This is a genomic window from Cyclobacterium lianum (assembly GCF_900143075.1).
Taxonomy (GTDB): Bacteria; Bacteroidota; Bacteroidia; order Cytophagales; family Cyclobacteriaceae; genus Cyclobacterium; species Cyclobacterium lianum.
On sequence record NZ_FRCY01000003.1, the window covers coordinates 119,574 to 132,363 of the forward strand.

Here is a 12,790-nt window from a genome sequence, read left to right on the forward strand (position 1 = left end):
TAGAATAGAACACCAAAAATCGGCGACTCAATCGAACCGAAAATAGAGATTTTTTCAGCATGAAATAACCTAGTGTTTTAAGTTAAAAACATTGAAAAAATCGAATCTCCTGTGCCGTTTTTTAAACCTGTATTTCATCTTGGCATAGGTATAAACCGGGATGATCCTGAAAGACTGCACGATCACCAGCAGCATGAGAAGGGAAGAGCCGATAAAAATAATATCAAATCCATACCCTGCATCTACCACCACGCCGTAGACAGCAGGTCCGACGGCTGAGCTAAGCACCATTATTGAGGCAAATATACTTCGTACCTTTCCGATGTAGGTAGCTCCGAATAACTCTACCTGCAGGGCAGACATAATCGCATTGCCAAAGCCTGCAGAGGCACCCATCAGTATCATGTAGGGAAAAATGACAAGCTGGTCATTGAGCAACCATATACATAGGATGGCCGCCAGAAATGGAATAAGGTAAAAGGGAAAAAATTTCCTGGCCGTATACCTGTCGATAAGTGGCCCCGCAAACAAGATCGCCAGGGATCCGGCAACAGCGTAAAAGGTAAGCCCTACAGCCATCCATTCCAACGTCCAGCCTTTGAACTCGGCAATGGCAAATTGGTAAAAGAACAATCCGGTGACGGTAAAAGATAGTACAAACAGGTTTGGGGCCAGCAGCCAAAAGGTACCGGACTTCATGATTTCCCACTGGGAGACTTCCTTCTTTGGGCTATCATCGCCGGAAGGAGTGGATTCTTCGTGCACCACGAGCTTTTTCTCGTCGATAAAGAAGTACAGGTATACGGGCACCATGATGATGACAATAGCGGCATTCACCAGCAACGATTGCCTCCAGCCTACCAGGTTGATAAGCGCTACTACCAGAATGGGCAATGCTGCTTGTCCCAGCGGGTGCCCAAGAGAAGCCAGACTAATGGCTTTGCCTCTGCCTTTGAAGAAGTATTTGGACATGCTGGTAATCGCAATGTGGCTGAAAAGCCCTTGTCCGGCAATACGCAAACCAAAAAAAGCTACCGGCAGCAGGTACCAGTGGACATTATAACTCATCAATATCAGCGCCAATAAGAAGATCAGAGTGGACACCAAGGTGTACTTTTTCAGGCTGACCTTATCGATGTATTTACCCACTTGAGGAAGTAAAAAAGCACTCGCAATGGTTGCAATCATATAGTAGACACTGATCTGGGCATTCTGCAGGGAAAATTCTTCGATCAGGTACGGCACGTACAAGGCCAGGAGATAGGTTTGTCCATATCCGGACAAACAGGTCATCAATAATCCGAATGCCAGAAGTTTTCTGTTTTCCAATACAAAATTCCAATAATTCATCGCTTACTTGGTTGGTACGCACTACTTACTGATAAACCGGTCACTCAGGTCATTACAAATATTATTTGCAAAATTACCAATATATTTATCTGTAAAAAACTCTTCCGTATAAAAATAAAAGATAATTCCATATTTATGCTTTTTGGCCGCTTCTAAGGCAGATGCACCTCTGAAAAAGATCGATCCGGCCTGTTGCAGAAACACGCAACGGCTGAGGAATATGCTACAAAGGCAGCCCGTAAACATGGAAGAATGGTTTTTTTTTCCGTATTTAGGCTTTTGTTAAAGAAAACCAATTGATAATTATATGACCACCGGATTTCAACACCTGCATTCCTATCTGGCATACCTCGTTTTGGCTGGAATAGTCTTTAGTTTCATCCTGGCACTTTTTGGGGCCCTGAGCGGCAAGACATTTGGTGAAAAAGACCGCAAATTCGGATTGATAGGGATGATACTCGCCCATATTCAATTGCTGGTGGGTATTGTACTTTATTTCCTCAGTCCACTTGGCTTCTCCAATCTAAGTGGTGAAACCATGGGTGACAGCATGAGCCGTTTGTACGCATTGGAACATCCCCTGATTAATATCCTTGCCGTGGCGCTGATTACTGTAGGATACAGCCGTGCAAAAAAACTTACAGAGAGTCGTAACCAATTCAGGAGTATATATATGTTTTACGGGGTTGCCCTCATCCTGATTCTCAGCCGCATTCCCTGGGCTTCCTGGCTAAATTAAACAGTAATGGACCAAAACATACTGCTGGATCTGGTATCGAAAAAAATGCCCTTCGGAAAATATAAGGGCAGTTTGATCTGTGAAATTCCGGAACATTACCTGATCTGGTTCAAGCGAAAGGGTTTTCCGGAAGGCAAACTGGGCATGTGGCTGGAAACCATGTATGAGATCCGGCTAAACGGTCTGGAACACCTGTTGTACAGACTTAAAGCCAAAAGCTAGGCCGCTCTTCTATATTCTGCCATATTGTTGCAATAATAAATTTATAGGGATACCTTTGTACCTGAAATGCGGTACAAATCATCCTCCACCACTATAAGTCTTTTCTTTCTGTCCTTTTGCGGCCTGCTTTTATTTCCATTTTTTTCTGGGATGGCTCAGGATCGGGCAGGCTATGCCATCTATGGCACTGTCGTTGACCAATCTGGTGAACCGCTTCCCGCCAGCATCCTGATCCATGAGCTGGGAAAAGGAACGGCGGCATCATTGGATGGCAGTTTTCGTATCTCCGGATTAAATCCGGGCAACTACCACCTGCATATCACTCATGTGGGCTATAAATCATTGACCAGAACTATCAGCCTGGAATCATCCGACCAGGAGCTTCAATTTGTAATGGCGGAGACGGCCATCACTTTGCAATCTCTTACCATAGAGGCCAACCCGTTTAAAAATGGGGCAGTCGAGCAATCACAAAGCATCGAGGTTGTTGACAGGGACTTCATCGAGAAAAATAATTCCGGCACCTTCTCCAACGCCCTGGAGAAGCTCCCCGGCATTAGCACCATCAATACCGGAGTGGGAATCAGCAAACCGGTAATCCGTGGAATGAGCTTCAACCGGATCATGGTCAATGATCGCGGCATCAAACAGGAAGGACAGCAGTGGGGTGCTGATCATGGACTGGAGATTGATCCATTTGATGTGGACAGGGTAGAGATCGTGAAGGGACCGGCTTCCCTGATCTATGGATCGGATGGTATGTCAGGCGTGATCAACATCTCCCCTGCCCCTCTGCCAGACGAGGGCACCATTAGGGGGCACCTGATTAACAGCTACCGCACCAACAATAACATGCGAAGTCACTCCGCAATGGTGGAAGGAAATGAAAATGATATTGTATTCAAAGCCAGGTTCACTGCCCAGGATTTTCAGGATTACCGGGTACCGGCCGAGCGCTTTACCTACGCCGGGTTTGAATTGCCGGTATACGAAAACCGACTGAAAAATACGGCTGGAAGGGAAAGGCATTTTTCGCTGATGGCCGGAATGAGAAAAGACTGGGGCAAATCAACAATCACCGTCAGCCAGTTTAACCAGAAGGCCGGCATATTTACCGGAGCGGTAGGCATACCCAACAGCTACAACCTCCGGCACAACGGGGACTACGGCAATATAGAATTCCCCCGGCAGGACAACATGCATTTAAAGGTGATTTCCAACACCAGTGTACAATGGAAAAAGCACTGGCTGGAGATTGACCTGGCTTACCAGCGCAACAACAGGCTGGAGGAGTCTTTGCCGCATATACATGGGATCGGACCTACCCCTGAAGGCAACCTCGCTTTGGCCTTGTTTCTGGATACTTATACCGCCAATGCACGGCTAAACTACCATATCAATCCCAAACACCAATCCATCCTGGGCATTCAGGCTACACTGATGGAAAATAATTTTGGGGGTTTTGAATTTCTTCTTCCCGAATTTAACTCCCTGAGTACGGGCTTGTTCTATTTTCACGAATACCGCAAAACTGACAACCTGATCCTGAATGCAGGCCTTCGGCTCGATGGTGCCAGACACGATATTCAGGCCCATTATCAGCCCGTTTACGATAATGCACTTAACCCCACCGGTGAAACCGTGCAACGAAATCCTGATATCGACCGAAATTTCTTTAATCTCAGTGGATCCACAGGATTATCCTGGATCATCAATCAGGTAAACAATGTCAAATTCAATTTTGGCAGCAGCTTCCGCATCCCCACTCCTATAGAACTATCTACCAATGGGGTACACCATGGAAACTTCCGACATGAACTTGGAGATGCCAATCTTAACAGTGAGCGGAGCTTTCAGGCAGACCTGAACTACACCTATTCCCGTCAGAATTTTCTGGTAGGCATCAGCCCCTTTGTATCCTATTACGATGGCTACATTTATCTCGCACCCACCGGCAGGTTTTCTACTTTACCGGGAGCCGGAACGCTCTGGGAATACAGACAAAACAACGCCTTTTTCACCGGCGGGGAGTTAAAATTAGAATGGGTACCGGTTTCGGGGCTAACAGCTACCATAGCCGCCGAATACGTGTACAATTACAACCTGGACAGCGGCCTTCCCCTACCCCTTACTCCGCCTGCAAGCCTGTTGTCCGGGATTGAATGGACCCTGCCCGACGGTTTTAGCCGCGTTGCCGACAATGGATATCTGTACCTGGAGTATCGGCAGGTCGCTGCTCAGCAAAGGGTCGACAGAAACGAACGCGTCACCTCCGGCTACGGTCTGCTTGCGGCCGGAATCGGATGGGAACTTCCTGTCCGGCAGCAGACCTGGAAATTACAAATAAGTGGTGAAAACCTGCTGGACACCTTCTATTTCAACCACCTGAGCAGATACCGGCTGCTCAACCTTCCCGAACAAGGAAGGAATGTCAACATCAACCTGAAAATACCCTTTCGGATTAAATAAGTATATTTTTCCTATAACAGCTTAGGAACTTTGTTATTTATGCCTTATTATTGCAACATTAATGCATTTGCAATAATATTGTAAATAAAGAAGTAATCCGCTTTTAACTTCAACCATAATGATTAACATGAAATTTATTCATCCAAGGTATTTCATTCCCGTCCTCTCAGTGGCGGGCATGCTTTCCTGTGAAACAGCAGAAGAAACCCCTAACGACCTTTCGGCACCTGTGATTGGCCAGGCTGATGGAAGCGAACACATTGAACCTGAAAATGGTGAGATCTATGGCATAAACGCCGATCACATGCATGTAAAGTTTTCCGTAGAAGATGCTTCCGGCATCGGACAGGTGAGGGTCAATGTACATGCCAATTTCGATGGCCACAGTCATGCAAGAATCAATAATTCTTTTGCCCGTCTGGAGACGAATAATATATTCAGCCCCACCGCGGATAACCCGGCATTAAGATTTCCGGAAGGCAGTACTCGCATCAACATTGATGGGCATGAAACCGATATATTTTGGGCGGGCGAGAACGCTGACCTGGCAGGTCCTGTAATTGCAGGTTCTTACGATGTAGGAATTGAAGCAACAGATATTTTTGGCAATCAAACCAGTTATGCAGATGGCAGCAGTTATATTGCGACCATACAGATAAAAACGCCTTATGCTCCGGCAATCTCCGTTTCAAACCTGCATGAGGGAGAGTTGGAGGCGGAAGCCGGAATGCCGCTGACGATTCAGGGTACAGTTTCCAGAACTGACCATGAACTGAGTTCGCCTATTACCTTCCTTTGGGTCAGACTGGCGGAAGAGGGTGAGCATCATGACGACGATGACGATGGACACAATCATCGAATGGCAGATGAGGATTTTTTTGACAAAATGTGGGGAAGCTCAGCCTGGCTTGAAGATGGTAACGGACCCGATCTGCCCCATGACGAGATGCTTGATTTAAATAAAATACTTAGCGGAGAGAACGCCATCATTGTACCGGCAAGTGAGGATCACCTGGATCTTATCATCCGGGCTGAAGACAGCAATGGCAATACTACAGAGGAAGTATTTACCATACACATAGAGTAATCTCATAAATTTAATTGCTGTAATCGCAAAAAAGCGCACTTTCGAAGGTGCGCTTTTTTTAGTAACAGTTGGTTCAGCTAATTTTTTGTTTACTATATTGACTTGTTTATTCTACAAATATTTTTGTATGGGGCATTTCAAATATTTTTTTGAGATCACCTGTGCCATGCTGGGGAGTACCATCTTCTAAAAAAGCCATTACGCCGTTTTTGAATACTTTCTCTACAGTAGCATCCAAATCAATTAAAAGTTTGTTTTGACTGATTAACACAAAGGATAAGATCAGCAGGATATATTTAAGGGAGATTTTCATGGCTTTCTGTGTTTAATAATATACCAACAAAAGTTAAACACAAATGTTTTTTATCTTCCAGAAAAATAAGAGATTTCTGCAATTCAGCTTTTCATGTGTTTATAATTTGCTTTTTAGCTGTCACATAGCTTGCCCCGATCCTAAATCGGGGGAATCTCGCTACTATAATCATCTCAGTGTGGGACGGGTACGTCATGCTCGATTTCATTGCATAAAAAAAACCGGGGAAACCGGTTCGATTAACATTGTCAATAAAGAGCGAAACCCTGATTAATAGCTGCTATCGGGGAAATGTGGAACACAAAGTGACAATTTCGACGAATTAAAAGCTTCCCTGGAATTGTCATTCTTTCCTATATTCCCACTCGCGAGGATAATATTGTAATCAGGCCCCTGGTCGGCCAGATGTATTTTGATATGTCCATCAAAATCGATCAAATCTTCAACATTCAAATCAGACCCATCGGACAGTCGGCCTATGATTGTCCTGCTGCTCAGGGTTCTGCTGTCGATAGGGTTCAGCAGGTGTGCAATTGGTGCCTCTGCCTGATCAAAACTTCCAAAATGGAGATGGCCCGTGTAGAAATAGGGGTCTGCAGATGGCGCTCCAAACAACTCTACCAAAAGTTCAATATCTCCATTCTCCAATTCCTGAAAGGTAGCTTTTCCGTCGAAATTGAAATCACTTGACTGGTAAAGGTCATAGGAAATCCGGTTGTCGTCTGGTCTTATTGGATCCTGCTCACAGGAAGTGATTCCGCACAACAACAGTGCACAAATAAGGGTATATTTCATGTGTCTATAATTTGTTCTTTAATGGTCACATGCCCGCCCGGATGACACCAGTCGGACAGGGAAGCTCGCATGCTTTATTATCATCCCTCTGTATGTCGCCTCCGGCAGGCTCGATTTCATATTTTTTTAATTTAAAATGTCAGACTTATGTCTGCCGTATATTTTTCTGAATACAATTATCCGGTGATGTCACACCATGACGATTCGTCTCAGTCAGGCCTGATCTCAGGTTCTGGTTATAATCCCTTTAACAGTCATTTCACCTTCCCGATACACAGCAATCTGTTTCAAATGGCAACGATCATTTTCTCATCATGCTTTCCTTTACAGTGGATATTGAAGTTTACGTGTCATACCTGCCAGGTATTTCGCAAATAATCCAGCTCAACCGTTGTTGGAGCATTGTACCCTGGAAATGATGCGCGATCAACGCTGCTATCCATGCCTTTTCGCTCATGATTGTTTCAACAGAACAGGAATATATTCTCCAATCAAAACGAATAGGTATATTTTTTGGTTTAACAAATGGTTGTTTTTCTACCTATACTTGACGAATATCATTCAATTTAATGAAAAGATTCTCAATTCTATTCAATCAACTTGACCAAACCAACAAAACGGGAGATAAACTCAAACTGCTGGAATCATATTTTTTAGAAGTTTCCGACCTGGACAGGCTATGGACCCTGGCACTTTTCACCCACAAAAGACCTCGGAGGGTAGTGAACACCAGGCAGCTACGAGAATGGTGTTGCGAGTATGCAGGTATTTCATCCTGGCTTTTTGAGGAGTCGTATCATACTGTGGGCGATTTGGCAGAAACCATTGCTTTACTTTTGCCTTTAGCGGGCAAAAGCTCCGATCAGCCGCTTCATCATTGGATAGGCTTCCTGGCTGCTTTAAAAGATAAGGAAGAATCTGCAAAAAAATCAGCCATCATGGAGTCCTGGAGGGAACTTACCAAAGAAGAACGGCTCGTTTTCAATAAATTGATCACCGGTGGTTTTCGTGTAGGCGTAAGCCAAAACCTGATTACCAGGGCCCTTGCAAGTGCCTTTGGACTGGAAAAAACGGAAGTGGCCCACCGCATAATGGGCCAATGGGATCCCTGGACAGCAGATTTTAAGTCCATGCTCCTGGAACCCGACTTTGCAGACGACCTTTCCCGCCCTTACCCGTTTTTCCTTGCCCATCCCCTTAGTGACACGGCCGAGCTAGCCGGTAACAGGTCTGACTGGCAGGCCGAATGGAAATGGGACGGCATACGTGGCCAAATCATCAAAAGGAAGGGTGAAACCTATATCTGGTCCCGCGGTGAAGAATTGCTCACAGAGAAATTTCCGGAACTGGAGGAAATGGCCAGAGGTCTCCCTGACGGTACGGTTTTAGACGGAGAAATATTGCCCTTTGAAAATGGCAAACCCTTACCTTTTGCTCTGCTGCAAACCCGTATCGGCAGGAAAAAGGTAAGTTCCGGTTTGCTCAAAAAAGCTCCATTGAGCTTCATGTGCTACGATCTGCTGGAATGTAATGGAGAGGATATCCGCCACTTGCCCCTATCGGAGCGTAGAAAAAACATGGAAAAAATCGTAGGGGACTATCCATCTGAAAAACTAGAAATCTCTATGCTGATTGAAGCGGGTACCTGGCAAGAACTGGCGCTCGTTCGCAATCAATCGCGGGAAAATAAAGCGGAAGGTCTGATGTTAAAAAGAATTGATTCTGTATACGAAACCGGCAGGGTTCGTGGAAGCTGGTGGAAATGGAAAATTGAGCCACTGACGATTGACGGTGTGATGATTTACGCCCAGAAGGGACATGGACGAAGGGCAGATCTCTATTCGGATTACACCCTTGCTGTCTGGAAAGACAAGGACCTTGTCCCCTTTGCAAAAGCCTATTCAGGGCTTACCGATAAGGAAATGAAAGATGTAGATACCTTTGTAAAAAAACATACCAGAGAGCGCTTCGGACCGGTACGAACCGTAAAGCCAGAACTGGTATTCGAGATAGCCTTTGAAGGGATTCAGGAAAGTCCCCGGCACAAATCCGGGATTGCTTTAAGGTTTCCCAGAATCCACCGCTGGAGGAAGGACAAACCCATCGACGAGGCAAACACCCTGACAGACCTGCAATTACTTCTGGAAAAGTATGGAAAATAGCTGGGCAGAAAAATGGTTTGCCCGAAAGGGCTGGGAACCCTTCGATTTCCAGAGAGCATGCTGGCAACATTATCTTGGGGGAAAAAGTGGCCTGCTCAATGCGCCTACAGGCTCGGGAAAGACGCTTGCACTTTTTGTGCCGGTATTGATGGAATATGTACGCGAAAACCAGGGAAGCTGGCACCAGGAAAAGAAAAACGGACTGCAGGCAATATGGATTACTCCCCTGAGGGCTTTGGCCCAGGATATTCAGCAGGCCATGAATCAGGTCTGTGAGGAGACGGGCATACGGTGGCGGATCGCGGTAAGAAACGGAGATACCAGCGCATCGGAACGACAAAAACAAAAGCGGTCCATGCCAGAATGCCTGGTTACTACTCCGGAAAGTCTGCATCTTTTGTTTACCCAGAAAGACAATAGCCTGCTATTCAAAGATCTGAAGACCGTAATTGTTGACGAGTGGCACGAGTTGCTGGCAAATAAACGGGGCATTCAGGTGCAATTGGCCCTTCAGCACCTAAAGACACTGCGCGCTGAGCCACTGAAAGTATGGGGCATTTCCGCCACCATCGGCAACCTTGACCAGGCCCATGAGGTACTACTGGGAGCATCCGCTCCCAAACTCATTGTACGGTCTTCCATAAAAAAAGAGATAAAGGTACAATCAATTCTCCCTGATGAAGTGGAAAAATACCCCTGGGCGGGCCATCTTGGCGTTAAGTTGCTGAAAAAGGTAATCCCGATTATCGCCTCCAGCCAAAGTGTGTTGCTTTTTACCAACACCCGGTCCCAGACTGAAATATGGTACCAGAAAATACTGGAAGCAAAACCGGACTGGGCAGGAATCATGGCCATGCACCATGGATCCCTCGACCCGGCGGTTAGGGCCTGGGTAGAAAACGCGTTGCACGAAAAAAAACTAAAGTTGGTCGTTTGCACCAGCAGCCTCGATCTGGGGGTCGATTTCCGTCCGGTAGACACGGTGATTCAGGTGGGAGGGCCAAAGGGAGTGACCCGATTTGTACAACGGGCGGGCAGGGCAGGTCACCATCCTGGTGCCAGCAGCAGCATCTATTTTGTGCCAACCCATTCGCTGGAATTGATCGAAGCCAGTGCCTTGCGGCAGGCCATTGAATCGGGACAATATGAAGAGCAGTTGCCCCTGGAAGATTGTTACGATGTATTGATTCAGTTTCTGGTAACGCTTGCCGTCGGAGAAGGATTCTATCCGCAACAGCTCTATCCCATAATCAGAGAAGTGCACGCCTTCCGTACGCTCAGTCCTGAAAAATTCGCCTGGCTTCTGGAGTTTGTGACCGTAGGTGGGAAAGCGCTGGGAAGTTATGAGGAATTTTCAAAAATCGACATCCTTGCCGACGGATTGTATAAGGTAAGCAGCCGGAAAACAGCCATGAGACATAGATTGTCAATGGGCACTATTGTGAGCGACCCGATGATCCAGGTCCGATACCTTACCGGCGCTTATGTAGGTGCGGTGGAAGAAAGCTTTATCAGCAAGCTCAAACCGGGAGATGTATTCTGGTTTGCGGGCCGCAGCCTGGAGTTTCTGAAAATAAAGGAAATGAAAGCCCTTGTCAGAAAATCCAAAAAGAAAACAGGAACGATTCCCAGGTGGATGGGAGGCAGAATGCCGCTTTCTTCACGCCTGGCAGAATTGATTCGTGATGAACTCCAGAAAGCAGCAAAAAATCAACTAAATTCGATAGAACTTCAAACCATCCATCCTATACTCGAGTTACAGCAAAACCTTTCACGGATTCCCGACCAGTCATCCCTTTTGATCGAAACCTGTAAAAGCAGAGAGGGCTATCATGTGTTTATGTTTCCATTCGAAGGGCGTTTTGTTCATGAGGTGCTGGCTGCATTGGTAGCCTACCGCATCAGTATCAGTTTCCCGATAAGCATCAGCATTGCCATGAATGATTATGGATTTGAACTGCTCTCCGACAGCCCTATTCCTATCGAAGATGTATTGGAAACAGATCTTTTCTCAGACAAGGATTTAATGGAAGATATCCTGTCCAGTATCAATGAAAGTGAAATGGCCCGCAGGCGGTTTCGGGAAATCGCCGCCATTGCCGGGCTGGTATTTCAGGGCTATCCCGGAAAAGGCATACAGACCAGACACCTGCAAGCCAGTTCGGGCATTTTGTATGGCGTATTTGAAACCTATGATCCCGACAATCTGCTGCTGGCACAGGCCCGGAGTGAAGTGCTCCATATACAAATGGAAAAAAGCCGGCTGCAGCAAGTCATTCAACGCATCAACCGGCAAAAAATCCACCTGCTTAAAACTGTGAGAATAAGTCCGTTTGCTTTTCCCATAATGGTAGACCGGCTCAGCAGAAACAGCCTTAGCTCAGAAAAAATTGAGGACCGTATACATCGGCTGCAAGCCGAACTATTGGCTTAAAATTTGTTTTGGAGCGATTTTAGACGTAAATTAGAACTTTATTTGTCGAGACATATTATATCTTTCCATTTATACCGATTCCTATGAAATCAACATTTCTTGCAGTATTCATGACCATCCTCTATGCGGCGTGCATGGGGCAGACTCCTCCAAACGGCCCGGAAGTAACTGATCCTGAATGGACCAATTATGAGGTCCAGACCGTTGTAGATGACTTGAAAATCCCATGGGGTTTGACCTTTCTGCCAGATGGCAGCATGCTGATCACGGAAAGATCAGGGGAGCTGATTCATTTCAGGAATGGGCAAAAAACTACCATCAAGGGAGTTCCTGAAGTAAGGGCCAAAGGACAAGGTGGTTTGCTGGACATTACCCTTCATCAGGACTATTCCAGCAATGGCTGGATCTACATGTCTTATTCCTCAGAAGAAGGACCCGGAGATGGGGCACATACCGCCATCAGCAGGGCAAAACTGGACGGGGATCAACTTACCAACCTGGAAGTACTGTATAAAGCCACGCCCAATACCGAAGCCGGACAGCATTATGGCTCCAGAATCATATTTGACCGCGATGGATATATGTTCTTTTCTATTGGAGAACGGGGCAACCATGAGGAAAATCCACAGGACATCACCCGTGATGGTGGCAAAGTGTACCGTTTAAAAGATGATGGAAGCATTCCGGCGGATAACCCCTTTGTGAACGAGCCCGGTGCCAAAAAAGCCATTTATTCTTATGGACACCGAAATCCTCAGGGAATGATTTTGCATCCGGAAACCGGAGAAATCTGGGTACATGAGCATGGACCCCGGGGTGGAGATGAAATCAATGTGGTGCAGAAAGGTGCCAACTATGGCTGGCCGGAGATTTCCTACGGAATAAATTATAATGGAACCATACTGACAGAGGACACCGCCAAACCAGGAATGATGCAACCGCTCTATTATTGGGTACCTTCCATCGCACCGAGTGGTTTTGTGGTGATCACGGGAGATACCTATCCGGCCTGGAAGGGTGATCTGCTTGTGGGATCGCTTAGCTTCGCGTATCTGGAGAAACTCACTCTTGAAGGCCAGAAAGTGGCTAAACGAGAAAAGGTCATAGATGGTATGGGCAGGGTTCGCAACGTGGTTCAGGGACCTGACGGCTATATTTATGCCGGTATCGAAGGCAAAGGAATTGTCAAAATTGTTCCTACAAATTAAATAGACCCCTA

10 protein-coding genes are annotated in these 12,790 nt (G+C 46.2%); 7 read left to right on the forward strand and 3 right to left on the reverse strand.

Going from position 1 to position 12,790, the window contains the following annotated elements; genetic code table 11:
* Positions 1-69: 69 nt before the first annotated feature.
* Positions 70-1,350: an MFS transporter gene (locus tag BUB19_RS05605; protein WP_073093449.1), complete on the reverse strand. Its 1,281-nt coding sequence runs from the start codon at positions 1,348-1,350 to the stop codon at positions 70-72.
* Positions 1,351-1,657: 307 nt separating this feature from the next.
* Here BUB19_RS05605 and BUB19_RS05615 point away from each other — a divergent pair, with 307 nt between their 5' ends.
* The 4 genes from BUB19_RS05615 (at position 1,658) to BUB19_RS05630 (ending at position 5,867) form a co-directional block, all read left to right on the forward strand.
* The gene (locus tag BUB19_RS05615; RefSeq protein WP_073093455.1) at positions 1,658-2,089 is read left to right on the forward strand and encodes a hypothetical protein; all 432 of its coding nucleotides are present in this window, start codon (positions 1,658-1,660) and stop codon (positions 2,087-2,089) included.
* Between the two features lie 6 nt (positions 2,090-2,095).
* Positions 2,096-2,311, forward strand: coding sequence for a DUF3820 family protein (locus BUB19_RS05620; protein ID WP_073093458.1), 216 nt, complete (start codon positions 2,096-2,098; stop codon positions 2,309-2,311).
* 150 nt (positions 2,312-2,461) lie between these two features.
* Positions 2,462-4,780, forward strand: a complete 2,319-nt coding sequence (locus BUB19_RS05625; protein ID WP_073093790.1) for a TonB-dependent receptor — start codon at positions 2,462-2,464, stop codon at positions 4,778-4,780.
* Between the two features lie 118 nt (positions 4,781-4,898).
* Entirely contained in the window at positions 4,899-5,867 is a 969-nt protein-coding gene (locus BUB19_RS05630; RefSeq protein WP_245802782.1) for a DUF4625 domain-containing protein, read from the forward strand.
* 106 nt (positions 5,868-5,973) lie between these two features.
* On the opposite strand, the gene BUB19_RS05635 is transcribed toward BUB19_RS05630, so the two are convergent.
* Entirely contained in the window at positions 5,974-6,180 is a 207-nt protein-coding gene (locus BUB19_RS05635; RefSeq protein ID WP_073093462.1) for a hypothetical protein, read from the reverse strand.
* A 270-nt stretch (positions 6,181-6,450) separates the two neighbouring features.
* The gene (locus tag BUB19_RS05640) at positions 6,451-6,975 is read right to left on the reverse strand and encodes a hypothetical protein (protein WP_073093467.1); all 525 of its coding nucleotides are present in this window, start codon (positions 6,973-6,975) and stop codon (positions 6,451-6,453) included.
* 569 nt (positions 6,976-7,544) lie between these two features.
* Here BUB19_RS05640 and BUB19_RS05645 point away from each other — a divergent pair.
* The 3 genes from BUB19_RS05645 to BUB19_RS05655 all read left to right on the forward strand — a co-directional run bounded on the left by BUB19_RS05645 (position 7,545) and on the right by BUB19_RS05655 (position 12,779).
* Positions 7,545-9,137 carry an ATP-dependent DNA ligase gene (locus BUB19_RS05645; RefSeq protein ID WP_073093472.1) on the forward strand — a complete coding sequence of 531 codons (1,593 nt, stop codon included), beginning with the start codon at positions 7,545-7,547 and terminating at the stop codon, positions 9,135-9,137.
* Positions 9,127-11,571, forward strand: a complete 2,445-nt coding sequence (locus BUB19_RS05650; RefSeq protein WP_073093477.1) for a ligase-associated DNA damage response DEXH box helicase — start codon at positions 9,127-9,129, stop codon at positions 11,569-11,571. The genes BUB19_RS05645 and BUB19_RS05650 overlap by 11 nt, the downstream gene beginning before the upstream one ends.
* Before the next feature lie 83 nt (positions 11,572-11,654).
* Positions 11,655-12,779: a PQQ-dependent sugar dehydrogenase gene (locus tag BUB19_RS05655; RefSeq protein WP_073093482.1), complete on the forward strand. Its 1,125-nt coding sequence runs from the start codon at positions 11,655-11,657 to the stop codon at positions 12,777-12,779.
* Positions 12,780-12,790: the final 11 nt, after the last annotated feature.